This is a genomic window from Streptomyces sp. NBC_01808 (genome assembly GCF_035917395.1).
In the GTDB taxonomy this organism is placed as follows: Bacteria; Actinomycetota; Actinomycetes; order Streptomycetales; family Streptomycetaceae; genus Streptomyces.
Window position 1 is genome coordinate 6,901,262 of the sequence record NZ_CP109072.1, and the last position, 26,121, is coordinate 6,927,382.

At 74.5% G+C, this 26,121-nt stretch carries 22 protein-coding genes; 11 read left to right on the top strand and 11 right to left on the bottom strand.

Annotation, left to right across the window (positions count from 1 at the left end; translation table 11 throughout):
• Nucleotides 1-15 precede the first annotated feature (15 nt).
• Nucleotides 16-897 carry an ABC transporter permease gene (locus tag OG946_RS30450; RefSeq protein ID WP_018836963.1) on the bottom strand — a complete coding sequence of 294 codons (882 nt, stop codon included), beginning with the start codon at nucleotides 895-897 and terminating at the stop codon, nucleotides 16-18.
• A 329-nt stretch (nucleotides 898-1,226) separates the two neighbouring features.
• Here OG946_RS30450 and OG946_RS30455 point away from each other — a divergent pair, with 329 nt between their 5' ends.
• The 7 genes from OG946_RS30455 to OG946_RS30480 all read left to right on the top strand — a co-directional run bounded on the left by OG946_RS30455 (nucleotide 1,227) and on the right by OG946_RS30480 (nucleotide 5,958).
• A complete protein-coding gene (locus tag OG946_RS30455) occupies nucleotides 1,227-1,787 on the top strand; it encodes a GNAT family N-acetyltransferase (protein WP_326799168.1) in 561 nt (186 codons plus the stop codon).
• A gap of 94 nt (nucleotides 1,788-1,881) precedes the next feature.
• The gene (locus tag OG946_RS36240; RefSeq protein ID WP_367648462.1) at nucleotides 1,882-1,965 is read left to right on the top strand and encodes a putative leader peptide; all 84 of its coding nucleotides are present in this window, start codon (nucleotides 1,882-1,884) and stop codon (nucleotides 1,963-1,965) included.
• Nucleotides 1,966-2,133: 168 nt separating this feature from the next.
• Nucleotides 2,134-3,828 (top strand): nitrite/sulfite reductase, encoded by a 1,695-nt coding sequence (locus tag OG946_RS30460; RefSeq protein ID WP_326799169.1) that lies wholly within the window; start codon nucleotides 2,134-2,136, stop codon nucleotides 3,826-3,828.
• Nucleotides 3,825-4,007, top strand: coding sequence for a hypothetical protein (locus OG946_RS30465; protein ID WP_326799170.1), 183 nt, complete (start codon nucleotides 3,825-3,827; stop codon nucleotides 4,005-4,007). Before OG946_RS30460 ends, OG946_RS30465 begins: the two co-directional genes overlap by 4 nt.
• Complete coding sequence (locus tag OG946_RS30470; protein ID WP_326799171.1) at nucleotides 4,004-4,708, top strand: phosphoadenylyl-sulfate reductase; 705 nt, start codon at nucleotides 4,004-4,006, stop codon at nucleotides 4,706-4,708. Before OG946_RS30465 ends, OG946_RS30470 begins: the two co-directional genes overlap by 4 nt.
• Nucleotides 4,709-4,760: 52 nt before the next feature.
• Nucleotides 4,761-5,516: a sirohydrochlorin chelatase gene (locus OG946_RS30475; protein WP_326799172.1), complete on the top strand. Its 756-nt coding sequence runs from the start codon at nucleotides 4,761-4,763 to the stop codon at nucleotides 5,514-5,516.
• Nucleotides 5,517-5,571: 55 nt separating this feature from the next.
• Nucleotides 5,572-5,958: a YunG family protein gene (locus tag OG946_RS30480; protein ID WP_326799173.1), complete on the top strand. Its 387-nt coding sequence runs from the start codon at nucleotides 5,572-5,574 to the stop codon at nucleotides 5,956-5,958.
• Nucleotides 5,959-5,972: 14 nt separating this feature from the next.
• Here OG946_RS30480 and OG946_RS30485 read toward each other — a convergent pair whose 3' ends face one another.
• The 3 genes from OG946_RS30485 to OG946_RS30495 all read right to left on the bottom strand — a co-directional run bounded on the left by OG946_RS30485 (nucleotide 5,973) and on the right by OG946_RS30495 (nucleotide 10,358).
• Entirely contained in the window at nucleotides 5,973-6,992 is a 1,020-nt protein-coding gene (locus OG946_RS30485) for a peptidyl-alpha-hydroxyglycine alpha-amidating lyase family protein (RefSeq protein ID WP_326799174.1), read from the bottom strand.
• Between the two features lie 54 nt (nucleotides 6,993-7,046).
• Entirely contained in the window at nucleotides 7,047-8,393 is a 1,347-nt protein-coding gene (locus tag OG946_RS30490) for a helix-turn-helix domain-containing protein (protein ID WP_326799175.1), read from the bottom strand.
• A gap of 309 nt (nucleotides 8,394-8,702) precedes the next feature.
• Entirely contained in the window at nucleotides 8,703-10,358 is a 1,656-nt protein-coding gene (locus OG946_RS30495) for an acyl-CoA dehydrogenase family protein (protein ID WP_326799176.1), read from the bottom strand.
• Between OG946_RS30495 and OG946_RS30500 the strand changes: the two genes are divergently transcribed.
• Nucleotides 10,341-11,699, top strand: a complete 1,359-nt coding sequence (locus tag OG946_RS30500) for a YihY/virulence factor BrkB family protein (protein ID WP_326799177.1) — start codon at nucleotides 10,341-10,343, stop codon at nucleotides 11,697-11,699. The two genes, OG946_RS30495 and OG946_RS30500, sit on opposite strands and share 18 nt — an antisense overlap.
• 19 nt (nucleotides 11,700-11,718) lie before the next feature.
• On the opposite strand, the gene polX is transcribed toward OG946_RS30500, so the two are convergent.
• Nucleotides 11,719-13,461 (bottom strand): DNA polymerase/3'-5' exonuclease PolX, encoded by a 1,743-nt coding sequence (polX, locus tag OG946_RS30505; protein ID WP_326799178.1) that lies wholly within the window; start codon nucleotides 13,459-13,461, stop codon nucleotides 11,719-11,721.
• 301 nt (nucleotides 13,462-13,762) lie between these two features.
• On the opposite strand from polX, the gene rsgA reads away from it, so the two are divergent.
• On the top strand, nucleotides 13,763-14,881 hold the full coding sequence (gene rsgA, locus OG946_RS30510) for a ribosome small subunit-dependent GTPase A (protein ID WP_326799179.1): 1,119 nt from the start codon (nucleotides 13,763-13,765) through the stop codon (nucleotides 14,879-14,881).
• A gap of 96 nt (nucleotides 14,882-14,977) precedes the next feature.
• On the opposite strand, the gene OG946_RS30515 is transcribed toward rsgA, so the two are convergent.
• Nucleotides 14,978-15,565, bottom strand: coding sequence for an acyl-CoA-like ligand-binding transcription factor (locus OG946_RS30515; protein ID WP_326800412.1), 588 nt, complete (start codon nucleotides 15,563-15,565; stop codon nucleotides 14,978-14,980).
• A gap of 109 nt (nucleotides 15,566-15,674) precedes the next feature.
• Nucleotides 15,675-16,670 carry a helix-turn-helix domain-containing protein gene (locus tag OG946_RS30520; protein WP_326799180.1) on the bottom strand — a complete coding sequence of 332 codons (996 nt, stop codon included), beginning with the start codon at nucleotides 16,668-16,670 and terminating at the stop codon, nucleotides 15,675-15,677.
• A gap of 101 nt (nucleotides 16,671-16,771) precedes the next feature.
• On the opposite strand from OG946_RS30520, the gene OG946_RS30525 reads away from it, so the two are divergent.
• Nucleotides 16,772-18,910 carry a protein phosphatase 2C domain-containing protein gene (locus OG946_RS30525; RefSeq protein ID WP_326799181.1) on the top strand — a complete coding sequence of 713 codons (2,139 nt, stop codon included), beginning with the start codon at nucleotides 16,772-16,774 and terminating at the stop codon, nucleotides 18,908-18,910.
• 34 nt (nucleotides 18,911-18,944) lie between these two features.
• On the opposite strand, the gene OG946_RS30530 is transcribed toward OG946_RS30525, so the two are convergent.
• From OG946_RS30530 to OG946_RS30540, 3 genes are all read right to left on the bottom strand, one after another.
• Nucleotides 18,945-22,079, bottom strand: coding sequence for an alpha-mannosidase (locus tag OG946_RS30530; RefSeq protein ID WP_326799182.1), 3,135 nt, complete (start codon nucleotides 22,077-22,079; stop codon nucleotides 18,945-18,947).
• Nucleotides 22,080-22,173: 94 nt separating this feature from the next.
• Nucleotides 22,174-23,214, bottom strand: a complete 1,041-nt coding sequence (locus OG946_RS30535) for a DUF2637 domain-containing protein (protein ID WP_326799183.1) — start codon at nucleotides 23,212-23,214, stop codon at nucleotides 22,174-22,176.
• A gap of 112 nt (nucleotides 23,215-23,326) precedes the next feature.
• Nucleotides 23,327-24,226: a (2Fe-2S)-binding protein gene (locus OG946_RS30540; protein WP_326799184.1), complete on the bottom strand. Its 900-nt coding sequence runs from the start codon at nucleotides 24,224-24,226 to the stop codon at nucleotides 23,327-23,329.
• Nucleotides 24,227-24,409: 183 nt separating this feature from the next.
• Between OG946_RS30540 and OG946_RS30545 the strand changes: the two genes are divergently transcribed.
• Nucleotides 24,410-24,997, top strand: a complete 588-nt coding sequence (locus tag OG946_RS30545) for a GntR family transcriptional regulator (protein WP_326799185.1) — start codon at nucleotides 24,410-24,412, stop codon at nucleotides 24,995-24,997.
• Between the two features lie 51 nt (nucleotides 24,998-25,048).
• Here OG946_RS30545 and OG946_RS30550 read toward each other — a convergent pair whose 3' ends face one another.
• The gene (locus tag OG946_RS30550) at nucleotides 25,049-26,020 is read right to left on the bottom strand and encodes an acetylxylan esterase (RefSeq protein WP_326799186.1); all 972 of its coding nucleotides are present in this window, start codon (nucleotides 26,018-26,020) and stop codon (nucleotides 25,049-25,051) included.
• Between the last annotated feature and the right edge of the window lie 101 nt (nucleotides 26,021-26,121).

Genomic DNA, 26,121 nt, shown 5'->3' on the forward strand with positions numbered 1-26,121 from the left:
GGGAAGGGGCTCCGCTCAGGTCGTCGCCATGGTCACGCTGGAGCCCTCGCGGCGGCTGGCGTGCCACGGGATGAGGAGGGACTCGGCCACCTCGATGACGACGAACAGCACCACGCCGATCGCCGACATGAGGATCAGGTCCGCGAAGAGCAGCGCGGAGTTCAGGTTGCCGCTGGCGAGCAGCAGGATGTAGCCGAGCCCTTCGCTGGCGCCGACGAACTCGCCGACGACGGCGCCGACCACGGCGAGGGTCACCGCGACCTTCAGCCCGGCCATGAGCTGCGGCAGCGCGCCGGGGAAGCGCACCTTGACGAAGACGCTCCACCTGCTGGCGCCCATCGTCGCGGAGAGGTCGAGCAGTTCGGGGTCGGTGTCGCGCAGCCCGGCGACGCCGGAGACGACGACGGGGAAGAAGGCGATCAGCACCGCCAGGATGATCTTCGGGGAGAGCCCGGTGCCGAACCACACGATGAGGATCGGTGCGATGGCGATCTTCGGGATGACCTGGGCGAAGAGGATGATCGGGTAGAGGGAGCGCTCGGCGGTCTTGGAGTAGACGATGAGCACGGCCGAGGCGATGCCGATGAGCGCCGCCAGCAGGAAGCCGATGACCGTCTCGTACAGCGTCACGTAGGTGTGCTCCGCCAGCATCGAGCGGTCTTCCCACATGACCTCGAAGACCGAGCCGGGGGTGGGGACGAGGTAGCGCTCGACCATCTCCCGTGCGGTGACGAACCACCAGACGAGGCCGATCACGGCGAGCACGATGAGGGGCCGCCACACGGCGGAGCCGAAGGCGGCGAGCTGGTTGCCGAGGCGCGCTCCGCGCCGCCCCGTCCGCTCGGGAGCGGTCGGGACGGCGGCGGGCGCCTTGATGTCGTCCTGTGCCGTTGTCACTCGAGATGCATCCAATCGAGGTTGAACACGTGGCCGTCGCCGGTGCGGTTCTTGCGGACGGTGGAACGGCTCCCGGCACCGGCCCGGGTGGCGTCCGGGCGGGTGACCGTGGCGGCCTGTCCCGAAGGTCGTCCTGCGGTCGTGCAGTGAGGGTGGTGCCAGGTGGTGCCGAGTGGTTCCTGGTGCGGTGCTACGACAGTGGCCAAGGCCACAGAAAGCGCTTGCCATAAGCTACGGGCGGCGCCCACCCGCGGGCAAGGGGTCGTGAGGCAGATTCCTGCACCGCACCCGGCTCCGCAAGGCACCGTGCGCCGTGGTCTGATTCCCCTATGGAGAGCACCGCCCTCACCACCTGGTCACTGGAGCAGACCGCCGCGGACGATCTCACCCCGGCGGCCGCACCGGCGACCGTCGCGGCCGGCGAGCTGACCGTCGTGCGCGCCGCTATCCCTTCCCCGGGTTTCAACCGTTATCTCTACGGGGCCGTCGGCGCCGACGTGTCGTGGACGGACCGGCTGGTGTGGGACGAGGAGCGCTGGCGCGCCTTCGTCGGGCAGCCGGGGACCGAGACGTGGGTGGCGTACGAGCGCGGGACGCCCGCCGGCTACCTGGAGTTGGAGGGGCAGCAGGACGGGGTGGTGGAGATCACGTACTTCGGGCTGCTGCCCGCGTTCCGCGGCAGGCGCATCGGCGGGCACCTGCTCTCCGTCGGCACGGCACGCGCCTGGGACCTGGCGGAGCGGTGGCCCGGGCGGCCGCCCACGCGCCGGGTGTGGGTGCACACCTGCAGCGACGACGGCCCGCACGCCCTGGACAACTACCGGCGCCGCGGCTTCCGGATCTTCGACGTACGCACCGAGGACACCGCGGCAGGCGGACCGCAGAAATAGGGCCGCAAACCCCGGTGTCCAAATAGCAAGACCGGACTGTCCGCATGGTGGATTACTGTGGACGATCCGCGGCACCCCATGCCACGCTCTCTCCATGGACCGAGCTGGAGTCGCCCTGGTGAGTCGGCGTCACGTCGATCTCGGCCGTATGTCCAGCGCCATCTGTCCGGCGGGCTGAAAGTCACAGCACCGCCGACCTCCCGCCGCCGCCCAGCCGTCCCCACCGTCGCGGACGCACGCCCGCGCCCCTGTACAGCCGCCCTGCCGAAGAACCGTTTGCGCAGGTCCATCAGGGTCGTACGCGCCCATGGCCGGCTCCTCCGCTTGCCTTAAGGACACCCCTGTCATGGCTAACTCCTCCTCGCGCCCCACGACGGCCGGTCGCCGCAAGGCGGGCCGCCACCGCGGCGAAGGCCAGTGGGCCGCCGGCCACTTCACGCCGCTCAACGGCAACGAGCAGATCAAGAAGGACGACGACGGTCTCAATGTGCGGACACGCATTGAGACGATCTACTCCAAGCGCGGCTTCGACTCCATCGACCCCGCCGACCTGCGCGGCCGGATGCGGTGGTGGGGGCTGTACACCCAGCGCAAGCCCGGCATCGACGGCGGCAAGACGGCGGTCCTGGAGCCCCACGAGCTGGACGACGAGCACTTCATGCTCCGCGTCCGCGTCGACGGCGGCCGGCTGACGGTCACCCAGTTGCGGACGATCGGCGAGATCTCGCAGGAGTTCGCCCGCGGCACCGCGGACCTCACCGACCGGCAGAACATCCAGTTGCACTGGATCCGGATCGAGGACGTCCCGGAGATCTGGCGCCGGCTGGAGGCGGTGGGCCTTTCCACCACCGAGGCGTGCGGCGACGTCCCGCGCGTCGTCCTCGGCTCCCCGGTCGCCGGCATCGCGGCGGACGAGATCATCGACGGCACCCCGGCGCTGGAGGAGATCCAGCGGCGCGTGGTGGGCAACCCGGCGTACTCGAACCTGCCCCGGAAGTTCAAGGGCGCGATCTCCGGCTCGCGGCAGCTCGACATCGTGCACGAGATCAACGACGTCGCCTTCGTCGGCGTCGAGCACCCGGAGCTGGGCCCGGGCTTCGACGTCTGGGTCGGCGGCGGCCTGTCGACCAACCCCAAGCTGGGGGTACGGATCGGCGCCTGGGCGTCGCTGGAGGACGTACCGGACGTTTTCGAGGGCGTCGTCGCCATCTTCCGCGACTACGGCTACCGCCGGCTGCGCAACCGGGCCCGGCTGAAGTACCTGCTCGCGGACTGGGGCCCTTCGAGGTTCCGCCAGGTGCTTCAGGACGAGTACCTGCTGCGCACGCTCCCCGACGGCCCGCCGCCCGCGGTGCCCGCCGAGCGCTGGCGCGACCACATCGGGGTGCACCGGCAGCACGACGGCCGCTACTACCTGGGGTTCGCGGCCCGCGTCGGCCGCGTCGACGGCGGCACGCTGACGAAGATCGCCGAGCTGGCGGCGCAGCACGGCTCCGACCGGCTGCGTACCACCGTGGAACAGAAGATGCTCATCCTCGACGTCGAGGAGGACCAGGTCGAGCCGCTGCGCGAGGCGCTGGCGGCGCTGGACCTCCAGGTCGAACCGTCGGCGTTCCGGCGCGGCACGATGGCCTGCACCGGCATCGAGTTCTGCAAGCTGGCGATCGTCGAGACCAAGGCCCGCGGCGCCTCGCTCGTCGACGAGCTGGAGCGGCGGCTGCCCGATTTCGACGAGCCGATCACCATCAACCTCAACGGCTGCCCCAACTCCTGCGCCCGTATCCAGGTGGCGGACATCGGTCTCAAGGGGCAGCTCGTCACCGACGAGGACGGCCGGCAGGTCGAGGGCTACCAGGTCCACCTCGGCGGCAGCCTCGGCATGGACCCGGGCTTCGGCCGCAAGGTGCGCGGCCTGAAGGTCACCGCCGCGCAGCTTCCCGAGTACGTCGAGCGCGTGCTCACCCGCTACACCGCCGGGCGCGAGGAGGGCGAGCGGTTCGCGCAGTGGGCCGCGCGGGCCGGCGAGGAGGACCTCAAGTGAGCGGGCGGGCGGCGCCGTTCTACTGCCCGTACTGCGGCGACGAGGACCTGCGCCCGTCCGAAGAGGGGCACGGCGCGTGGGAGTGCAGGTCCTGCAATCGCGCTTTCACGCTCTCGTTCCTCGGGCTGCTGGCCGACGGCCTGCGTCCCGACAGCGATGGAGGGAACCACAACCGATGACGGTCATCGAAGACGCGGATACCGATACCGCGGCGCTTGCCGAGCGGGCCGGCCGCGAACTGGAGGACGCCCCGGCGCTGGAGATCCTGCGCTGGGCGGCGGACACGTTCGGCAAGCGCTTCTGCGTCACCTCGTCCATGCAGGACATGGTCGTCGCCCACCTGGCGTCCCGTGCCATGCCGGGCGTGGACGTCCTGTTCCTCGACACCGGCTACCACTTCCCCGAGACCATCGGCACCCGCGACGCGGTCGCCGCCGTCATGGACGTGAACGTCGTCTCGCTCACGCCCCGGCTGACGGTCGCGGAGCAGGACGCCGAGTACGGCCCGCGGCTGTACGAGCGCAACCCCGACCTGTGCTGCGCGCTGCGCAAGATGCAGCCGCTGGAGGACGGCCTCGCCGCGTACGACGCCTGGGCCACGGGCCTGCGCCGCGACGAGTCGCCGACGCGCGCCGGCACCCCGGTCGTCGGCTGGGACGCCAAGCGGCGCAAGGTGAAGGTCTCGCCGATCGCCCGCTGGTCCGAGGCGGACGTGCAGGCGTACGTCGCCGAGCACGGCGTGCTGACCAACCCGCTGCTGGCCGACGGCTACCCCTCCATCGGCTGCGCGCCCTGCACCCGCCGCGTCGCCCCCGGCGAGGACGCCCGCGCGGGACGCTGGGCGGGGTTCGCCAAGACCGAGTGCGGCATCAACGTCTGATCCCGCCGCGACCCAACCGAGCCCCAACCGGACCGTCCTAGCGTTGCGAGCCATGCACCCCGTACTGCTGATCGTCGCCCACGGCAGCCGCGACCCGCGGCACGCCGCCACCGTCGCCGCGCTCGCGGCGCGGGTGGCGGCGGCGCGGCCGCACGCGCGGGTGGAGACCTGTTATCTGGACCACTGCGCCCCGCGGGTGCCGCGGGCGCTGCGGCGGCTGTACGACGAGGGCGTACGGGACGTCGTGGCGCTGCCGCTGCTGCTGGCCCGCGCCTTCCACGCCAAATCCGACATCCCCGCCGTCCTGGACGAGGTACGGGCCGCGCTGCCGCGGCTGCGCGTCGTGCAGGGCGGCGTGCTGGGCCCGGACGCGCTGCTGACGGCGGCGCTGGACCGCCGGATGGCGGCGGCGGGGCTGCACCTGCCCGCGGAGCGGGCCCGCACGGGCGTCGTGCTGGCCGCGGCGGGCTCCTCCGACCCGGAGGCGATCGCGAGCGTCGCCGAGACCGCGCGGGAGTGGCGGCGTACCGCTGGATGGTGCGCCGTGCGGCCCGCGTTCGCCTCCGCGGCACCCCCCCGTACGGCCGATGCCGTCCGCGCGCTGCGCGCGGACGGCGCCGAGCGGGTGGCGGTGGCGCCGTACGTCATCGCCCCGGGCTTCCTGCCCGACCGCATCGTGCGGGGCGCCACCGAGGCGCGGGCGGACGTGCTCGCGCCGGTGCTGGGGGCGGCGCCGGAGCTGGCGCTGCTGCTGGCGCGGCGCTACGACGAGGCGTGCGCGGCGGAGCCGCTGCCGCTGTCCGCGTAACACCCCGTGCCCTCTTCGGGGCGGCGTTGTCAGTGGCGGGCGTGAGGATGCCGGTATGACGCCGTTGCTTCTCACCGACATCGAGCGTGCCGTGCGCAGCAGTTGGGGCCCGGACACGTGCACCCCCGAGTTCAGGGAGTACTGGACGCCCGGGAATCCCGCCCGGGACCAGTGCGGCGTGACCGCCATGGTCGTCAACGACCTGCTGGGCGGCGAGCTGCTGCGCGGCGAGGTGCTGGTGGACGGGCAGCGCACGGACTACCACTGGTGGAACCGCCTGGGCCTGGGCGTGGAGATAGACCTCACCCGCGAGCAGTTCGGCCCGGAGGAGACGGTCACGGAGGGCATGGTCGTCGCCCGCCCGCCGCAGATCGTCCGCCTGCGCGAGGAGTACGAGCTTCTCCGCGACCGGGTCGCGGAGAAGCTCGGGGCCGCGCGCTAGACGTTGTGCCTTGGTCAGCCCGGCACCCGGCGCCACTTGCGGAGGCTGATCAGTTCGCGGGGCGGGGTCAGTTTGCTGCCGACCTCGACGTACGAGACCTCCGCAGCGTAGACGTCGCCCGCCGAGTCGACCGCGATGCTGTGCAGCCAGTTGAAGCTCGCCGGGGACTCGCCGGGGAGGTCCGCCCCGAAGCGGGTGATCTCGTGGCCCGCGGTGTCGAAGACGCGGATCTTGTGGCCGATGCCGGGGACGCCGTGCTGGATCGGGGGCGGGCCCTGTTCCGCCACGTAGAGGCGGGTGTCGGGGCCCGTGCCCGTGGTGCAGACGGCCACCGCCTTGTGGGCGTGCCAGGTGGTGCGGAAGTCGCCGGTGCGGGAGAAGACCTGGACGCGGTGGTTCTCGCGGTCACAGACGACCACCGCGTCGTCGTCCGCGAGCGTCAGCGCGTGCGGGAGGCTGAAGCTGCCCGGGTCGGTGCCGGGGGTGCCCCAGGAGGCGAGGTGGCGGCCGGTGGCGTCGTAGTGGTGGACGCGGGAGTTGCCGTAGCCGTCGCTGACGAAGACGTCGCCGGTGCGCGGGCATATCGCCACGTCCGTGGGGCGGTTGAAGGGCTTGCCGCTCTGGAAGCCGCTGGGCTCGCCGGTGCCGAGGGTCAGCAGGGTGGTGCCGGTGCGGTCGGTCTTGGTGATCGTGTTGCCGATGTCGTCGACGAGCCAGAGGTGGTCGTCGTGGTCGACGGTGACCGCGTGCGGCCGGGTGAAGCGGCAGCCGCGCCAGCGCGGCTGGATGTTGCCGTACGGGTCCTCGTACAGCTCGGTGCCGAGGTACGGGGTGTCGTTGCCCCACATGTCGACAACGTTGCCATCGGGGTCGAAGACGAGCACCGGCATGTTGCCGCGGTTGAAGACGTAGACGCGGTCGGCCGAGTCGACGGCCACCGAGGTTGCTTCCCTGAGCCAGATCCCGTGCGGGATCCTCGCCCAGAGGGGGACGGGTTCGTAGACGGTGTTACTGGTCGCGGGCCCGGCGGGCATCGCTTCCTCCCCTGCAGACGCGTGGGCGGGTGATCATAGCCCGCGCGGGCGAACTCAGCGGCGGGCGGCCAGCACCGCGGGGGCCGTGGACCGGGGGAGGAGGTCGGCGGGGCGGCTGGGGAGCAGGAGCTGGACGTCGAGTTCGTCGGAGAAACGATACGGCCGGTGCGCCAGCAGCCCGCCCAGCTTCCGGCGCAGCCGGGACAGTTCCGCCCGTACGGTCACGGTGCGCTCCGGGTCGCCGAAGAGCGCGTCGGCCAGCGCCGTGGAGCTGAACCCGTCGCGGTGCACCGCCAGCAGATACAGCAACTCCGCGTGCCGCGGGCTCACCTGCTGCGACCACCGCCCCGCACCGCCCAGCACCACCAGGTGCGGCGACGCCGGCCGGGTCAGGTCCAGCACCACCCGCGTCGGCGCGGACGCGGACCCCTCCGGCTCGACCCGTACCAGCCACCCGCCGCCCGGCAGCGGCTCCAGCGCACACCGCCCGAGCCCCGGCAGCACGCACTCGCCCGACGCCGGTGCCTTCGGCAGCGCCACCCGCTCCGGCGGCACCATCCCGGTGGCCGCCGCCGCCCAGCCGTGCTCGTCGACGGCCAGCGCCCGGCCGCCGATGCCGGCGAGTACGGGCGCCGCGACGGCCCGCAGCCGCCCCATCGCCGTCCAGTGCCGGTCGCGCAACTCGCCCTCCGCGACCCGGCCGACGGCGGTGACGAACGCCAGCGAGATCGTCGGCATCGTGCGCGCCGGTCCTGTGAGGTTGACCACGCCCAGCAGCCTCCCGTCGCGCGGGTCGGTCAGCGGCGCGGCGGCGCAGCTCCACCTGCGGCAGTGGCGCAGGAAGTGCTCGTCGCCGTAGACGCCGACGGGGTGGCCGGTCGCCAGCGCGGTGCCGATGCCGTTGGTGCCCGCGGAGTCCTCGCTCCAACTCGCGCCCTCCGCAAGGCCGATGCGGCTCACCGCCTTGAGCATCGCGCGCTCGCCCTCCCGCCACAGCACCACGCCGTCGGCATCGGTGACCACGACGACGTGCTCGGGCACGCTCTCCTCGGCCGGGATCAGCCCGTCGCGCAGCACCTCGCGCAGGACGCCGACGCCCGCCGTACGCCGCCGCCACTCCAGCTCCGCGACGCCCACCCGCCGGGGCCTGCCGTCCTTGCGGTCCAGGCCGCGCTCCTCCGCGCGGCGCCATGAGTCGCCGATCAGCTCGCGCGGCACGTGGGCGGCCGGCGGCAGTTCCGGCAGGGGGACCGCGTACGCCTCGGCGGCCCGCCCGCCGCCCGTACGGCCGCCCGTGCCGCCGCCCGTCAGCGCCCGCCCCCAGCCGGCCCGCGGGCCGCGCGCCCGGCTCCGCTGCCGGTGCCCCCGCCCGCTGCCGCCCGCATCCGCACTCTCCGGCACAACACTCCCCGCTGGCCCGTCCGTTCAGCCGGTCCGGGGTCAATGGTGCACGCGCCACCGCCCATTCGCCCACCTCTTGGACCAAACCGATCATGTCGCAACAGCAAGCTGCAACGGAGTGCAACCTTTGCGTACGCGCGTGCGCGAGGAGTTGAGTGGGAGCCGGGTTGACGAGCGGAGGGGGTGCCGAGTCGGCGCGGCACCGCTTCCGACGCCCTGACACAGCGGAAGGGCCCCTCCCCACCCTGCGGGAGGGACCTTCCGCTGTCGCGTACTCCCGCCCGCCGGGGTCTGTGGCCCAGGCGGGGCCTAGACCGCGGGCACCGGCCGGGCGCGGTCCACCACCGCCCGCAGGTCCGGCCCGTGCGGCAGCGTCCCCAGCTCCGCACCCCACTCGCCGCCCAGCCGCGAGGCGCAGAAGGCGTCCGCGACCGCCGCGGGCGCGTGCCGTACGAGCAGTGCCCCCTGCAGCACCAGCGCCAGCCGCTCCGCGAGCCGGCGCGCCCGGGTCTCGACGCCCGCCAGGTCCGCCAGCTCGGTCAGCAGGTCCTTCACCGCCCGGTCCAGCCGGTGGTCCGCGCCGCGGGCCCGGCCGATCTCGGTGAGTACGGCGTCCACCGCCCGCGGCTCCCGCCGCAGCGCGCGCAGCAGGTCGAGCGCCTGGACGTTGCCCGAGCCCTCCCAGATCGAGTTCAGCGGCGCCTCGCGCAGCAGCCGCGGCATCCCCGACTCCTCCACGTACCCGTTGCCGCCCAGGCACTCCAGCGCCTCCGCCGCCACCGGCGTGCACCGCTTCGTCACCCAGTACTTCGCCGCCGGCACCGCCAGCCGCAGAAACGCCAGCTCCTCGTCCGTGCCCGCGTCGTACGCCGCCGCCAGCCGCAGCGCCAGCGCCGTCGCGGCCTCCGACTCCAGCGCCAGGTCCGCCAGCACGTTCCGCATCAGCGGCTTGTCGGCGAGGACCCCGCCGAACGCCGCGCGGTACGTGCAGTGGTGCACGGCCTGCGCCACCGCCTGCCGCATCACGGCCGCCGCGGCGGTCGCGCAGTCGACCCGGGTGGCGGCGACCATCTCGATGATCGCCGGGATTCCGCGGCTCTCCTCGCCGACCCGCCAGGCGAGCGTCGTGCCGTCGAACTCGACCTCCGCGGAGGCGTTCGAGCGGTTGCCGAGCTTGTCCTTGAGCCGCTGGAGCAGGAAGGTGTTGCGGCTGCCGTCCGGCAGCACACGCGGCAGCAGGAAGCAGGTCGGCGCGCCGGATCCGGCGCCGGCCGGCGTCTGCGCGAGCACCAGGAAGGCGTCCGACATCGGCGCCGAGCAGAACCACTTGTGGCCCGTCAGGGCGTACGCACCGTCCCCGGCCGGCTCCGCTCGGGTGGTGTTGGCCCGTACGTCCGAGCCGCCCTGCTTCTCCGTCATCCCCATGCCGGCGAGCGCACCCGCCTTCGCGGCGGCGGGCACCAGGCCCGGCTCGTACACCCGCGAGGTCAGCAGCGGCTCCCACACCGCCGCCAGTTCCGGCTGCGCGCGCAGCGCCGGGACGGCGGCGTGCGTCATCGACAGCGGGCAGCCGTGCCCCGCCTCGGCCTGCGTCCACACCAGGAACCCGGCCGCCCGCCGCACGTGTCCGTCAGGACGCCCCCAGGCATCCGTCAGCCCGGCCGCCACGCCGCGCGCGAGCAGCCGGTGCCAGGAGGGGTGGAAGGCGACCTCGTCGAGGCGGTGGCCGTAGCGGTCGTGGGTGTGCAGCACGGGCGGCGAGGCGTTCGCCTCGACGCCCCACCGCTGCGCCTCGGCGGAGCCCGCCGCCCGGCCGAGTTCGCTCAGCTCCGCGTCCGCCTCGGCGTGCCGCTCGGGCGCGACGTACCGCTCGACCGCCTCGGTGAGGGCCGCGTCGGCGGCGTAGACGTCGTAGCCGACCAGGGGTGGTGCCTGATTCGTCACCGTATGAGTACCTGCTGCCATGACAGCTACGGTAGGCAGGTGGGAGCAGAACGGGAAACGGGTGCGGAAAAGGGCGGACGCGGCGAACCCCGCGGCCGGCTGGGCCGGGCCCGCACCCTGTACCAGAACCTGCCCAAGCGCCGGGTGGCCTGGCTGCTGCTGAAGGACACGATCAATTCCTGCATGCAGCACCGCGTCATAGGGCTCGCCGCCGAGGCCGCGTTCTTCAGCCTGCTGTCACTGCCGCCGCTGCTCCTCGGCCTCCTCGGTCTGCTGGGCTACTTCGACCAGTGGCTCATCGACGTCGAGACCATCCGGCACAACATCATCGACGCCTCCGACACGGTCCTGACCGCCAAGGGCGTCGACCAGATCGTCCGCCCGCTGCTCGACGACGTCACCCGCGGCGGGCGCCCCGACCTGATCTCCTTCGGCTTCGCGCTCGCGCTCTGGTCGGGCTCGCGGGCGGTGAACGTCTTCATCGACACCATCACGATCATGTACGGGCTCGAAGGTCACCGCGGCATCGTCAGGACGCGGCTGCTGGCGTTCGGGCTGTACCTCGTGGCACTGGTCATGGGCGTGGTCGCGCTGCCGCTGATGGTCGCGGGGCCGGACGCGGTGGTGAAGCTGCTGCCGTGGAGCGAGACGGCCGTACGGGTGCTGTACTGGCCGGTCGTCGTGGTGCTGTCCGTCGCCTTCCTCACGACGCTCTACCACGCGGCCGTCCCCGTGCGCTCGCCCTGGCGCGAGGACCTGCCGGGGGCGCTGGTGGCGCTCGGCATGTGGCTGCTGGGCAGCGTGCTGCTGCGGCTCTACCTGCTGAACGCGGTGGAGGGCCCGACGATCTACGGATCGCTGGCCGCGCCCGTCGCGGTGCTGCTCTGGTTCGGCGTGTCGGCGTTCGCCGTGCTGGTCGGCGCGGCGGTCAACGCCGCGTTCGACCGCGTCTGGCCGTCCGTCGCCACCGCCACCGGCCGCGCCGAGACCGCCCGCGCCCGGGAGGAGGCGGCGGCCCGGCTGGTCGCGGCGGCCTCGGCGGAGCGGCAGGCGCGCCTGCGCGGGCTCGACGGGGACGCCTCGGCGGAGGAGCGGGCGCGGGAGCCCGAGCCGGAGTGGGCGGAGGAAGAGGAGGAGGCGGCGGAGGAGGACCGCAGGTCCCGGGCGAAGGACCGGCCGCTGGGGCCGCCTGAGCCGCCTGAGCCGCCCGGGCCGCCTGAGCCGCCCGGGCCGCCTGAGCCGCCCGGGCCGCCTGAGCCGCCCGGGCCGTCGGAGCGGCGGCGGTCGGGCGGGCCGGGGGCGTCCGCAGAGCACGGGGAGAGTGAGCGGCACGGGGAGAGCGAGCGGCACGAGGTGAAGTGAGCGCGCGGAGCGCCGCCCGTCACTTCCCCTTCGCCCGCAGGAAGCGGCGCAGCTTCGCCAGCGGCCAGGTGTTGATCACCTCCGCAGGCGTCAGCCAGCCGCGCTGCGCGATGCCCACCCCGTAGCGCATGTTCGCCAGGTCCGGCACCGAGTGCGCGTCGCTGTCCACGGCGAACTTCACGCCGTGGCTACGCGCCCGCAGGATCAGCTCGTCCGGCAGGTCGAGCCGGTTGGGGTGGGCGTTGACCTCCAGCGCCGTGCCCGTACGGGCGCAGGCCGCGAAGACCGCGTCCCAGTCCGCCTCGACCGCCGGCCGCTTGCCGGCCTTGCGGGTGGTGGGGTGGCCGATGACGTGCACGTGCGGGTTCTCGACCGCGGCGAGGAAGCGGCGGGTCATCTCGTCCTTCGGCTGGGTGAAGTGCGAGTGCACCGAGGCCACGCAGATGTCGAACGTCTCCAGGAACTCACCCGGCCAGTCGACCGAGCCGTCCGGCGCGATGTTCAGCTCCGTGCCGTGCAGCAGCCGCAGCCCGTCCGAGCGCCGCCGGTAGCGGGCGTCCAGCTCCGCCACCGTCTCGCGCTGGGCGAGCATCTTCTCCTTGGTCATGCGCTGCATGCGCAGCTCGGGGGCGTGGTCGGTGATCGCGTAGTACGCGTACCCGCGCTCCCGCGCGGCCTCGACCATGGCCTCCAGCGTGTCGATGCCGTCGGTGAGGTCGGTGTGGGTGTGCAGGTCGCCGCGCAGGTCGTCCTCCGTCACCGGCTCCGGCAGCCCGCCGTCGGCCGCGGCCTCGATCTCGCCGCGGTCCTCGCGCAGCGGCGGCGGGATCCAGGGCAGGCCGAGGCGGGCGTAGACGTCCTCCTCGGTCGTGACCCGGATGCGGCGTTCGCTGCGGGCGTGGAAGAGCCCGTACTCCGACAGCTTCAGCTTCTTGCGCACGGCGATCTCGCGGAGGCGGATGTTGTGCTGCTTGGAGCCGGTGAAGTAGAGCAGCGCCGCGCCCCATGCGCCCGGCGGCACCACCCGCAGGTCGACCTGGACGCCGCCGGTGGTGCGGATGCTCGTCTTCGTCTCGCCGGAGCCGATGACCTCGCCGACCAGCGGCAGCCCGGTGAACGCCGCCATCAGCGGCGCGGAGTCGGCCGCGGCGGCGAGCACGTCGAGGTCGCCCACGGTCCCGCGGCGGCGGCGCAGCGAGCCCGCGTACGCGCAGCGCTCGCAGCCGGTCACCGCGGACAGCCGCGCGACGATGCCGTCGGCGAGCGCGAGCGCCGTGTCGACGGAGATCCGGCCGGTGGCCGAGCGCAGCAGGTCGATGCCGTGGAGCAGCTTCTCCTCGCTCTTGGGCCCGAAGCCCTTGAGGTCGCGCAGCCGGTGCTCGCCGATGGCCGTCGCCAGCTCGTCGACGGAGGACACGCCCAGCTCCTCGTACAGGACCAGCGCGCGCTTCGGGCCGAGCGCGGGGATCGCGATCAGCTCGCGGACCCCGGCCGGGATCCGCCCGCGGGCCTCCTCGACCGCCGCGATGTGGCCCGTACGCAGGTACTCGCCGACCTTGCCCGCGATGGAGGCGCCGACTCCGGGGATCTCCTTGAGCTCCTTGGCGTTGAGCCCGGCCACGTCGGCGGAGTGGTTGGCGACGGCGCGGGCGGCGCGCTCGTAGGCGCGCGCCTTGAAGGCGTCGCCGCCGGTGATGGACAGCAGGTCGGCGTACTCCTGAAGGAGCGCGGCGACCTCCTCGTTGGACGCCACGTCGGTCACCTCGGTCCATGTCGCGGAGGCTGGGGGGTACGGGAGCGGAGCCGCGCCCGGCGACGCTCCCTGCGCACAAGCATGCCGCCGATCGCCGCGCCCCGCCGGACGAGCGCGGCGGGCGCCCCGCGGCGCCGGGGCCCGCGACGGCGGGGAAAACCCGTGGCGGGACACGTGCGTGGCTGCATACGCTTTCAGCGCACCACGTGACCGGTATCGACCAGGGAGGTGAGGGCCATGACCGAAGCCGTCAGGGGCGCAGTCCCCGCACGACAGCCGCACGCCCGCTCCTTTCTGAAGGGTCGCTCTGTTGACACACCTCCCCGCACCGCACCGCCTGATCGCCTACGGCTGGGATGAGGCCGCCGCCGACGCCTTCGCGCCGTACGAGTCCGAAGGACTGATCCCGGCCCGTATCGCGCGGGTGGACCGCGGCTCCTGCATCGCCCTCACCGAGGCCGGACCCGTCCGCGCCACCACCGCCCGCCTCGCCGCCGCCGACCGCGCCGCCGGCCGGACAGCCGACCTCACCCGGCTGCCCTGCACCGGCGACTGGGCGGCGCTCGAACCGGGCGAGCGGTTCGCCGTACGGGCCCTGCTGCCGCGCCGCACGGCCTTCCTGCGCTCGGCGTCGTCCAAACGCTCCGAGGGCCAGGTCATCGCCGCCAACGTCGACCACGCCGTCATCGCCGTCTCGCTGGCGGCGGCGAGCGCCGCCGACATCGAACCGGCCCGCCTGGAACGGCTGCTGTCCCTCGCCTGGTCCAGCGGCGCGCAACCGCTGGTCGCGCTCACCAAGGCCGACCTGGTCGAGGACCCCGTCGTCCTCGGACATCTCGTCGCCGACGTCGAGGAGCTGGCGCCCGGCACCGCGGTCCTCCCGGTCAGCGCCGCCACGGGCGCGGGCGTCCCGCAGCTGGCCGCCGCGCTGTCCACCGGCACCTCCGTGCTGCTCGGCGCCTCGGGCGCCGGGAAGTCCACGCTGGCCAACGCCCTGCTGGGGGAGGACACCCAGCGCGTCCACGAGGTGCGCGACGCGGACGGCAAGGGCCGGCACACCACGGTCGCCCGCGACCTGCTGCCGCTGCCCGGCGGCGGCGTCCTCATCGACACCCCCGGCCTGCGCGGCGTCGGCATGTGGGAGGCGGACGACGGGCTCGGCCAGGTCTTCGCGGAGATCGAGCAACTGGCCGCCCGCTGCCGCTTCCACGACTGCACGCACACCGCGGAGCCGGGCTGCGCGGTGCTCGCGGCGCTGGAGGACGGCGAACTGCACCCGCGCCGCCTGGACAGCTACCGCAAGCTGCAGCGCGAGAACGCCCGCATCGCCGCCCGCACGGACCTGCGGGTGCAGGCGGACCGGCGGCGGGACTGGAAGCGCCGCGACGCGGCGGAGCGCGAGGCTCGGGTGCGTAAGGGGAGAGGCTGAGGCAGGGCGCGGGCGGGCGCGGCAACCGGGGCGTCGCCCCGGCCCGCGGGCGGGCGCGTGCCGCCGTACGTCAGCGGGGTGATCCGCCGCGGCGGCTCACCCGGCGGCGGCGTCCAGGGCCGGGGCCAGCGTGGCGAAGGCCCGGTCGGTCAGCCCGGCGAGGTCCTCGGCGCCGTCGGTGCCGCTCCACCGCCGCAGCACGGTGTCGAAGGCGCCGAGCGCCATCCCGGCGGCCAGTTGGGGGTACAGGTCGGTGCCGGGGGCGGGCCCCAGGCGCCGGGCCAGCTCCGCCGCCAGGTCGTCGCGCCACCGGTCCTGGTGCTCCAGCAGACGCGCCCGCAGGGCGGGCGTGGCGAGGACCAGCCGGACTACCCGCAGCGCCCTGTCGGACTGGTCGGCGAAGGTGGCCAGCGCGGTCCAGACGGTCTGCCGCAGCGCCGCCGAAGGCCGCTCGCCGCCCGGGCGCGCCGCCAGCGCCGCGCGCATGCCGGTGCCCAGGCCGGCCAGGAAATGGACGACCACGTCCTCCTTGGAGGCGAAGTACCGGAAGAACGTGCGCTTGGAGACGCCGGCGGTGGCGGCGATCGCGTCGACGGTGACTGCGTCGAACCCCTTCGACGCCAGCAACTGCAGCGCCGCCTCGCTCAGCTCGTCGGCGACGAGCTGGCGCTTGCGCTGGGCCATGGAGACGTCGGGGCGGGAGGCCACCCGGCAACGGTACCGCGATGCCGTGCATGGCACCCGGTGGCGCGTTGACGCCAGGTGTCGAGGGCCGAGGGCTTCGCCGGTGGGCTCAGGACGGCTGCTCGGCGCACCAGCCGCGTTCGTGCGCGTACCAGCCCAACTGCAGCCGCGTGTGCACCCCGGCGATCTCCATCAGCCGCTTCACGCGCCGCTGTACGGTCCGCAGCCCCAGGTCCAGTTGCTTGGCGGCGCTCGCGTCCGTGAGCCCCGCCAGCAGCAGGCCGAGGATCTGCAGGTCCACCGCGTCGGGCCCGTCCGCCGCCTGCTCCACCACCGCCGCGCCGCCCGTGATCAGCCGAAGGGGCAGCGCCTGCCGCCACAGACTCTCGAAGAGGCCCGTCAGCGACTCCAGCAGCCCGCTCGCGTGCACCACCAGCGCGGCCGGCTCGCCGGCCTCGGCGAACATCGGCACCATCGCCGTCGCGCCGTCGGCGATCACCAGCTTCGTCGGCACCACGTCCGCGACCCGCAGCTCCTCGTTCCGGCGCAGCGCCTCCGCCGCCTCGGCCACCGTGCCGGGGGCCAGCAGCCGGGAGCGCTCCAGCACCACCCGGAACCGCACGCCGCGGCCCGCGGCCTTCTCCTCCGCGGTGTTGTCCTGGCTGCGTACGGCCAGCGGCTCCCGCGTGACCAGCGCGCACACCTCCTGCTCGGCGCCGAGCTGCAGTTGGAGGAATCGGTGCGCCACCGCGCCCGCGCCGGTCACCACCTCGACCAGGTCGTGTACGTCGGCGGGCTCGCCGGCCTCCGCGCGGTACTCCTCGGCGAGCAGGGCGGCGGCCAGCTCGGCGCGCTCCAGCTCGTGCCGCTGCTGGATCAGCAGCGCCCCCAGCGCGACCGACGGCGGCGCCGCCACCCAGCGTCCCGGCCGCGCCGACGACTGCGCGGCCAGCCCGTGCTGCTCCAGCCGCCGCAGCGTCCGCACCGCCTCCGGCTCGGGCAGCGTCAACCGCCGCGCCAGCTCGGGGACGTCGGCGGCGCCGAGTGCGACCAGCGCGCGGTAGGCCGTCTCCTGTACGTCGTCGAGTCCGATGGCACCGAGCACCTGCACATCCTGACCGTACCGGTGGGTCGGGTGGAAGGCCCTTGCCGTGATCTTGCCGGTCCGGCCCTTGCGGCGAGGGGCGGCGGGGAACAATAGGGAGCATGGATCGCCAGGGGGAGACGGCGGGGGAACGCCGCACCGAGGACGAGTGGTGGCACGACCTGTACGAGGAGGGGGTACCGGACACGGGCCCGCAGCGCGCAGGGGACACCCTCGACGACCGCTTCGCGTCGGTGACGCGGGCGGTGGATGAGGAGGCGGACCCGGCTCCACCCGGAGCGGCTCCGCCGGGGGCGGCGGGGTCGTCGCGCCCGCCGCGGCCGTCGGCGGCGGAGCCGTACGACCAGATGCAGGACCCCGACTACCCGCCGCCGCCTGCCTCTTCGACCCCGGCGCCGTCGGTGGCGGGGGTCCCGGGCTTCACGGAGCGCGAGGAGCCGGCGGGCCGCGGCTGGGCGGACGACGTGTTCGCGGGCCTGCGGGAGGACGACAGGCCGGCCCCGCGACCGTCCGAGCGCGTCCCGGAGCGGGAGCCGGAGCGGGAGCCGGAGCCGGAGCGGGAGCCGGAGCCGGAGCCGGAGCCGGAGCCGGAGCCGGTAGAGCCTCCCGGGCCGACGGCGGGAGAGCCCGCCCCGTGGTGGGACTCGGTGGACCGCGCGGCGAGCGCTTCTTCGCCGCCGTCCCCGCGGGAAACGGCCGAACGCGCCCCGGCGGATGAGGCATTGCCGGACCAGGAGGAGCCCGGGGCAGACCTACGCGACACACCCGCCCCGGCGGACGCGGTGTTGCCGGACTCGGTGGATGCCGTAGAGCCTCCCCCCGCCCAAGCTGCGCCGTCCGGGCCCCCGGAGCCCGCCCCGGCGGCGGAGCCGCCCGCGGTGCCGGAGGTGGTGGAGGCCGGTTTCGGTGAGGTCGCGGCGCCCGCGGCGGGGCAACGGGCCCCCGAGGCGCCGGAGTCACCCGCACCGGCTCCGCACCCTGCCCCGCAGGAGCCCGCCGCCGCCGAGCAACCGGAGCCGCCCGCGGCCGAGTCCGGCCCTGCGCACACCGCGCCCCCCGCCTCCGGGCCACCGGCTCCAGTGCAACCGGCCGCGCCCGAACCCCTGCCCTCCGTCTCGGCGCCCGCCCCGGCCCAACACGCCACCCCCGCACCGCAGCCCGACACCGAAGAACCCCCGACCTCCACCATGCGACTGCGCCAGGTGTCCGTCACCGACACCCTCACCGACGCCGACTGGGCCCGCCGCGGCGGCGAGTTCGTCGGTGGGGGGCCGCCCACCTACGAGGCCGAGCCGACCACCTTGCCCGAGGTGGCGCCCGGGGCGCTGGCGGATCTGGTGCCCGACACCGTGCTCGACGGGGCGCGGTACGGGTCCTTCACGCTGCGGGCCGTCTCCACCCGGGGCGACAGCCCCCGCTACCGCGGCGAGCAGCGCCGTGACGCGCTCCTCACCGCCCGGTTCGGCGGCGGCGAGGACGCGCTGGTGTTCGTCGCCGTCGCGACCGGGGCGCGCGGCGTGGCCCGTACGGACCGGGCCGCCGACTCGCTCGTGCGGTGGATGGGCGAGGCCGTCGGCAGGAGCCGGGCGCGGCTGTCCGAGGACATCAGGACCGGGCGCCGCGCCGCCCTGAAGGGCGGGCTGCACCGGCTGACCGGGCGGACGTACGGGCTGATGCGCGCGCAGGCCGAGGAGTTCGGCGTGGATCCCGCCGGGTACACCGCGGGGCTGCGCTGCCTGCTGCTGTCCGCCGACCCCCGCTGCCGCACCCGGGTGTTCTTCGGCACCGGACCCGGCGGTCTCTTCCGGCTGCGCGGCGACGAGTGGCAGGACCTGGAGCCCGCCCCGCCGGAGGACGAGGCCCCGCAGGCCCAGCCCCCGGCCTCTCAGCCCCCCGCCGATCCCCGGCTCACCGTCGACCTCGGCGTCCAGCCGCAGCGCTCCGCTCCCGCCGGTCCGCCGCCGCCCGGTTTCGGCGCGCTCGTGGACACCCCCGGCCCCGGAGAGCCCGCCCCGTTCGCCTTCCGCGCCTCGGAGGGCAAGCCCGGCGACGTACTGCTGCTGTGCAGCCCCGGGTTCGCGGAGCCGCTGCGCGGCGCGCCCGGGCTGGCGGCCGAGTTGGGGGAGCGGTGGCGGGGCGAGGAGGCGCCGCCCGGGCTCGCGGCGTTCCTCGGGGACGTCCAACTGCGCGCCAAGGGCTTCGCCGACGATCGTACTGCCGCCGCCCTCTGGGAGAGCTGAGCAGGGGGCCCGGCGCGGGCCGGGCCCCCTCACCTCACCGTACGGGCCGCATCCTCATTGTCAGGATCTGGAAGGGGCGCAGCCGCAGCGACACCCCGCCGCCCTCCTCCCGTTCCGCGTCGGACGAGTCGAGCGGGCGCTCCAGGAGATCCGTCACCTGTACGTCACCGACCGCGAACGACGTCGTCAGCGTCCCCGACGCCCGCCCCCCGCGCGACTCGTACACCCGGACCACCACGTCACCGCTCCGGTCCTCCGCCGGCTTCACCGACTCCACCGTGATCGCCGGGTCGCTCACCGACACCAGGGGCGCCCGCGCCGCCGTACGCGCCGTGCGCAGCGGCAGGTTCAGCGCCAGGCCCTGCTCCACCGCAGCGCCGACGTCCGCGCCCGGCAGCAGTGCGTAGCGGTAGCGGTGGACGCCGAGGTCCGTCTCCGGGTCCGGGAACTTCGGCGCCCGCAGGATCGTCAGCCGCACCGTCGTGCCCAGGCCCGCCTCGTGCGCCTCGCGCGTCACGTCGTGGCCGTACGTGGCGTCGTTGAGCACCGCCACGCCGTACCCCGGCTCGCCCACATGCAGCCAGCGGTGCGCGCAGATCTCGAACTTCGCGGCGTCCCAGCTCGTGTTGGCGTGCGTCGGCCGGTGCACGTGCCCGAACTGGATCTCGGACGTGGACCGGTCCGCGTGCACGTCCAGCGGGAACGCGGCCTTGAGGACCTTCTCCTCCTCCCGCCAGTCGACCTCGGTGGTGAAGTCCAGCCGCCCGCTGTCCGCGGCCAGGCTGATGTCCTGCACGATCCGTGACCTGCCGGTGGTACGCACCACCCGCACCGCCGCGCGCAGCGGCCCCGACTCGGTGACCTCCACCGACTCGGCGTCCACCAGGTCGGTGCGGGTGCGCCGGTAGAACTTGTCGATGTCCCAGGCGTCCCACTGGTTGGGGTGGTCCGGATGGAGCTGCAGCAGGTTGGCGCGGGCGCCCGGCGCCAGCACCTCGCGGCCGGCGGTCAGGTCGCGTACGGAGGCCACCAGCCCGTCGCCGTCGACGACGACCCGCAGCAGCCCGTTGTCGAGCACGACCCGCGCGCCGTCGCGCACCGCCGACACCTCGGCCTCTGCCGCCGCGCCCGCCGTACCCGCCCCGAGCGCCGGGGCGTTCACCCGCGCCAGCGACCGGCCGTCGCCCAGCGGCTGCGTCACCGCCTCCGGCGGCAGCGCCGTGGCCTCCCCTGCGGCCAGCTCCACGACCTCCCCCCGGTCGTACGGCGACGCGTTCAGCACCGCGAACCCGTCCCCGCCCGCGGCGCCCAGCGCCGCCACCGCCGCGGCCGTGAGCCCCGCCAGCTCCTCCGCCACCGCCGCGTACGTCTGCGCCGCCTCGCGGTGCACCCACGCGATCGACGAGCCCGGCAGGATGTCGTGGAACTGGTGCAGCAGCACCGTCTTCCAGATCCGGTCCAGCTCCTCGTACGGGTACGCGTACGCCGGATCCGCCAGCGCCGCCGCCGTCGCCCACAGCTCCGCCTCGCGCAGCAGGTGCTCGCTGCGCCGGTTGCCGCTCTTGGTGTCGGCCTGGCTGGTGTACGTACCGCGGTGGAACTCCAGGTACAGCTCGCCTGACCACACCGGCGCCGCCGCCCCGTACTCCTCCTCGGCCGCCGCGAAGAACGCCGCCGGGTTGGCCACCTCCACCCGCGGCGACCCCTCCAGCGAGCGCAGCCGGCGCGCCTTCTCCAGCATCTCGCGCGTCGGCCCGCCGCCCCCGTCGCCGTACCCGAAGGGCACCAGCGACATGCTCGCCCGCCCCTTGTCGGCGAAGTTGCGCTCGGCGAGCGACAGTTCGGAGGCGTGCATGGTGGCGTTGTACGTGTCCACCGGCGGGAAGTGGGTGAAGACCCGGGTGCCGTCGATGCCCTCCCACCAGAAGGTGTGGTGCGGCATCTTGTTGGTCTGGTTCCACGACAGCTTCTGGGTGAGGAACCACCGGATCCCCGCCAGCCGCGCGAGCTGCGGGAAGGCCGCGGTGTAGCCGAAGGAGTCGGGCAGCCACACCTCCTGCGTGTCCACGCCGAACTCCTCGGCGAAGAACCGCTTGCCGTGGATCAGTTGCCGCGCCAGCGCCTCGCCGCCCGGCATGTTCGCGTCCGACTCCACCCACATCGAGCCGACCGGCACGAACTGGCCGGTCTGCACGGCGGCGCGGATACGCTCGTAGATCTGCGGCTGGTGCTGCTTGACCCAGGCGTACTGCTGCGCCTGCGAGCAGGCGAAGACCAGCTCCGGGTAGTCCCCCGACAGCGCCAGCTCGGTGACGTTCGCGAACGTCCGCGACGCCTTGCGCACCGTCTCGCGCAGCGGCCACAGCCAGGCGGAGTCGATGTGCGCGTGTCCCGCGGCGTACGCGCGGTGGGCGCTGGCCGCCGCGGGCTGCGCCAGCGCCGGGGCCAGCACCTCGCGGGCGGCGGCGGCCGTGCCGGGCACGTCGTGCAGGTCGAGCACGTCGAGCATGCGGTCCAGGGTGTGCAGGATGTCGTGCCGGCGGCCGCGGTCCACCGGCAGCTCGTGCATCAGCTCCGACAGCACCTCGATGTCGAGGATCAGGTGCCACACGTCCTCGTTGAGCACGGCGAGGTCGGCGGAGCGGAAGGTGTACAGCGGCGCGTCGCCCGCGGTGCGCAGCTCGCCGAGCAGGGTGGGGGTGAAGTCCTGGAGCACGGCGGGGTTCGCGGCGGCCTCCAGCAGCAGCCGTACGGGCTCGCCGCCGGCCGCGGGGGAGGCGATGGGCACATGGCGGTTGCGCGGGTGCACGCCCTTGACGGGTGCCCCGGCCGCGTCGTACACGAGCCCTTCGGCCTGGAACCCGGGCATCTCGGTGCCGAACCCGGGGTCGATCACCGCCTCGACGCGCCGCCCCGCCCAGCCCGCGGGCACGGTGCCGGTCAGCCGGAACCAACTGGTCGACCACGGCGGCCCCCAGGCGGTGCCGACGGTGAAGGGCTCGTACTCCTCCGGGGGGATCTTCAGTGCCTCGTCCGCCGGCACCGGCTCACCCGGCCGGTGCCACACCGACAGCTCCAGGGGGACGCGTTCGGTGTACTGGGCGGGTCGGATGAACTGGCGCAGCGCGCGGTCCAGCCGGCCCTCTGCCAGCAGTCGGTCGTCGTGCATCGCGGCTCCTCACAGTCGTCGCTGTGATCTGCCTAACCTGCGCGCGGCCGACCGGGCAAGAGGACCCACCACCTCGATCGTCACGGGAGCACCGTCAGCGGTACTGGTTCTCCATCGCCGTGAGCTTCTGCTCCAGGGTGTCCAGCGGGGCCGCCAGCGCGTCGTCCTGGCCCGCGGCCGCGGCGACGGACTTCGCCGGGGGCTGGCCGCCGGACGGCCCGCCGGCCACCGCAGGCCGGCTCTCCGGCGCCGAGCGCGACCGCAGCGGGAACCGCGCCGCCTCCGTGACCGGCTCCGGCGTCAGCGCCACCTGCGGCTCGGCGCGCGCCGCGGTCAGCTCGCCGGGGGCCAGCGCGCGCTGGTGCTTGCCGAGGGCCTTCAGCCGGGCCCGCTCCAGCCGGGCCTGCTCGCGCTCCTCGGCCCGCCTGCGCGCCTCGTCCCTGCTGTCCTGACGCACCTCGTCGACGGCCTCGTCCAGTGTGCGTACGCCTTCGAGGAGCATCAGCGACCACGCGCGGAACGTCTCCCGCGGCGCCCGCAGCCACCGTACGAACCGGATCTGCGGCAGCGGCCGCGGCACCAGCCCCTGCTCGCGCAGCGCCGCCCTGCGGGTCTGCTTCAGCGCCCGGTCGAAGAGCACCGCGGCCGACAGCGACATGCCGGCGAAGAACTGCGGCGCGCCCGCGTGGCCCGTCCCGCGCGGCGCGTGCACCCAGTTGAACCAGGCCGCCGCGCCCGCGAACGTCCACACCAGCAGCCGGGAGCCGAGCGCCGCGTCGCCGTTGCTGGCCTCGCGTACGGCGATGACGGAGCAGAACATCGCGGCGCCGTCGAGCCCGAAGGGGACCAGGTACTCCCAGCCCCCGGACAGGCCCAGGTTCTGCCGGCCGAAGCCGACCAGGCCGTGGAAGGAGAGCGCGGCGGCGACCGCGGCGCAGCAGAAGAGCAGGACGTACGCGAGCGTGCCGTACATCGCCTCCTTGCGGCGCCGGCGCTGCTCGCCGGCCTCCCAGGAGTCCGCGGGCTCGTCGGCCTTCTGCCGGCCGCGGACCACCACGGCAATGGCCGCGAGCACGCCGAGCAGCAGCACGGCGGCCGGGAGGGCCCAGCTCAGCGGTATCCCGTTGAATCCCATCGGATGTCCCTTGCCTCGCCAGATGACGGGTGACTCGGGGACCGATACTCGCGGAATTCCAGCGCGATTCCGGAGGAAACGAAATCAGCCACTCAATGGGATGGCTTCTGTGCTAAGAGCTTGCGACGAGACGGGCGACGCGCTCCGTGTCGCAGGTGCGCGGGCAGGTCACGCAGGTGTCCTCGGGCCGCAGCGTGTAGTACATGCAGCAGCTCGCCCGGTCCCGGGTGGCCAGGGACTGCCCGGCGGGCCCGGTGAGGGTGCGGAAGGCGGCGCCGCCGGCGTACGGGGCCGTGGCCGGTCCTGTGCCGGGCAGGAGCTGCCCGGTCTCGGCCATCGCCCGCTCCTCCTCGCCCAGCAGGTCCCCCAGGTACCACAGGCCCTCGACGATCTCGTCCGTCGCCATCCCCCACAGCGCCCGCGGTCCGCGGCGCATCCGCGGCCCGAACGCGGCGAGCACCGGCTCCAGATGCTCGGCCACGGCCGTCCGCACCTCGGCGCGCAGCGCCTCCTCGCCGGCGACGACGCGGGCGCCGGGCAGTCCCGCGGCCGGGTCGTCGGGCAGGCATGCGAACGCGCCGCCGTGGACGGCCAGGCGCATGCGGCTGCCGTCGGCGTTGCGGTGCAGGGCCACGGCGGCCGGCGGGATGCGCGGCACGCGGCGCAGCAGGAACCAGGGGAGGGTGACCAGCAGGCAGGCGGACCAGGCGTAGCGGTGCAGGCCGAAGCTGGCGACCACGTCGGGGCGGGCGTCCTCGCCGTACGTGCGGCGGACCTGCTCGGCGTCCCAGGCGAGGAAGTCGTCGAGGGCGGGGCCGCCGGCGGCCAGGTCGGCGGCGGCCACCCAGCCGGGTCCTGCGGGCAGCGGGTCCGCGGGGCCGAGTTCGGTGAAGGACAGGAACGGCAGCACCTCGGTGAGCCGCGCGTACGCCGCGGTGACCGGGGTGCCGGCGGGCCGCGCGGGCGGGGCTCCGGCGTCGGCGAGCGGCTGGGGCACTGCGGGCGCGGACATCGTGCGGTGACCACCCTGGGCTCGGCGGGGCGTGGCGTGTTCTCGACCCGTCGGCGGGTTGAGGTAAGGCTAACCTTAACCCGCTTGATCGGGGAAGGGGCAAGGGGCACCGGGTTACCGTGGGGCCCGAGCGCCGCCCAGCGGGCGTACTTCTGTCGCGAATCGGGGGAAACAGTGGAGGACGTGCCGCACCCGCCGGCGGTACCCGGCCGGCGCCGCGCCCCGGCCGGGGTGCGCCGGCACTCCGTACGCGGCCAGGTGCTCGACGCGCTGCGCGCCGCGGTGGCCGGCGGCGAACTGCGGCCGGGCGAGGTGTACTCCGCGCCCGCGCTGGGCGAGCGGTTCGGCGTCTCGGCGACCCCGGTGCGCGAGGCCATGCAGCAACTCGCCGCGGAGGGCGCGGTGGAGATACTGCCGAACCGCGGCTTCCGGATCCTCGCGCCCAGCGCACGCGACCTGGCCGAGCTGGCGGAGGTGCGCGCGCTGCTCCTCGTACCGTTGCTGCACCGGCTGGCGGCCGGGCTACCGCCCGAGTGCCGGCAGACGCTGAGCAGGCTGACCGGGGACGACGCGGAGTTCCACGAGGCGCTGGTGGCGCTCTCCGGCAACCGCCAGTTGGCCCGCGTCGCGGGCGAACTGCGGACCAGGGCACGGCCCCCGGCGGCCGCGCAGGACCGCCGGCAGGCGCTGGTCGACGCGCTGGCGGCGGGGGACGCGGCGGCGGCCGAGGCGGTGCTGCGGGAGCTGCTGGGTGCCCCGGAACGGCCCTGACGGGGCGTACGGCCGCGGGCCGCGCGGTAGGCCCCGGACCGCTGCGGACCGCTACACCTGCAGCCAGGCCAGCGAGGTCACGCGGTGGTCATTTCCACCGCCCTCGTGGCCGTTCCACGGGTAGACCTCGATGTCCTTCGGCCCGCCCCAGTGGTTGTACGACGCGAAGACCGTCGACGGCGGGCACACCTCGTCCATCAGCGCCACGGAGTACAGCGCCGGTACCCGGGCGCGCGCCGCGAAGTTGAGCCCGTCGAAGTACGAGAGCGTCCGGAACACCCGCTCCTCCGCGTCCCGCTGGGTCGCCAGGAAGAGGACCAGCTCCTGGTACGGGTTCTTGTCGGTGATCGTCACCGCCCGGCGGAAGTGGTTGAGGAACGGCACGTCGATCATCGCCGCCCGCACCCCCGGGTGCAGCCCCGCGACCGCGGTGGCGATCGCGCCGCCCTGGCTGCCGCCGCTGACCGCGATCCGGTCGCCGTCCACCGCCGGGTGCGCGGCGGCGGCGTCCACCGCGCGCACGGCGTCGGTGAAGACCCGGCGGTAGTAGTACTCCTCCGGGTCGAGCACGCCGCGGGTCATGAAGCCGGGGCTCTGGGCGTTGCCCGTGCCGTACGGGTCGGGGGTGGAGCCGGCGTTGTTGCGGTGGGCGGCGCCCTGGCCGCGGGTGTCGACGACGAAGACGGCGCGTCCTGCGGCGGGCCAGAACAGGTGGTCGTGCGGGAACCCGCGGCCGCCGCCGTAGCCGATGTAGTGCATGACGCACGGCACGGGCCCGTCGGCGCCGCGCGGCAGGACGAGCCAGGCGGAGATGCGGTGGCCGCCCCAGCCGGCGAAGGACACGTCGTGCACGTCGACCGCCGTCAGGCCCGTCGGGTACGGGCGGAACTCCGGCGCCAGGCCGCCCGCCGCGTCCTCCGCCTCGGCGAGGGTGCGGGTCCAGAAGTCGTCGAAGCCGGCGGGCTCCTCGCGCTCGGGGCGGTAGCCGCGCAGCTCGGCGAGGGGGAGGTCGAACAGGGCCATGGGGATGCTCCAGTCGGTCGTGACGGCGGTGCGGGGTGCGGGGGTGCGGGTGCGGACGGGGGCGTGGGGGCGTAGGGGGAAGAGCGGTGCGGCGCGTACGG

Excerpts from the sequence above, each read along its gene's own strand:
- OG946_RS30455 (WP_326799168.1), top strand. The coding sequence starts at position 1,227 with ATGGAGAGCACCGCCCTCACCACCTGGTCACTGGAGCAGACCGCCGCG.
- OG946_RS36240 (WP_367648462.1), top strand. The coding sequence starts at position 1,882 with ATGGACCGAGCTGGAGTCGCCCTGGTGAGTCGGCGTCACGTCGATCTC.
- OG946_RS30460 (WP_326799169.1), top strand. The coding sequence starts at position 2,134 with ATGGCTAACTCCTCCTCGCGCCCCACGACGGCCGGTCGCCGCAAGGCG.
- OG946_RS30470 (WP_326799171.1), top strand. The coding sequence starts at position 4,004 with ATGACGGTCATCGAAGACGCGGATACCGATACCGCGGCGCTTGCCGAG.
- OG946_RS30475 (WP_326799172.1), top strand. The coding sequence starts at position 4,761 with ATGCACCCCGTACTGCTGATCGTCGCCCACGGCAGCCGCGACCCGCGG.
- OG946_RS30480 (WP_326799173.1), top strand. The coding sequence starts at position 5,572 with ATGACGCCGTTGCTTCTCACCGACATCGAGCGTGCCGTGCGCAGCAGT.
- OG946_RS30485 (WP_326799174.1), bottom strand. The coding sequence starts at position 6,992 with ATGCCCGCCGGGCCCGCGACCAGTAACACCGTCTACGAACCCGTCCCC.
- OG946_RS30500 (WP_326799177.1), top strand. The coding sequence starts at position 10,341 with ATGAGTACCTGCTGCCATGACAGCTACGGTAGGCAGGTGGGAGCAGAA.
- OG946_RS30495 (WP_326799176.1), bottom strand. The coding sequence starts at position 10,358 with ATGGCAGCAGGTACTCATACGGTGACGAATCAGGCACCACCCCTGGTC.
- OG946_RS30515 (WP_326800412.1), bottom strand. The coding sequence starts at position 15,565 with ATGGCCCAGCGCAAGCGCCAGCTCGTCGCCGACGAGCTGAGCGAGGCG.
- OG946_RS30525 (WP_326799181.1), top strand. The coding sequence starts at position 16,772 with ATGGATCGCCAGGGGGAGACGGCGGGGGAACGCCGCACCGAGGACGAG.
- OG946_RS30530 (WP_326799182.1), bottom strand. The coding sequence starts at position 22,079 with ATGCACGACGACCGACTGCTGGCAGAGGGCCGGCTGGACCGCGCGCTG.
- OG946_RS30535 (WP_326799183.1), bottom strand. The coding sequence starts at position 23,214 with ATGGGATTCAACGGGATACCGCTGAGCTGGGCCCTCCCGGCCGCCGTG.
- OG946_RS30540 (WP_326799184.1), bottom strand. The coding sequence starts at position 24,226 with ATGTCCGCGCCCGCAGTGCCCCAGCCGCTCGCCGACGCCGGAGCCCCG.
- OG946_RS30550 (WP_326799186.1), bottom strand. The coding sequence starts at position 26,020 with ATGGCCCTGTTCGACCTCCCCCTCGCCGAGCTGCGCGGCTACCGCCCC.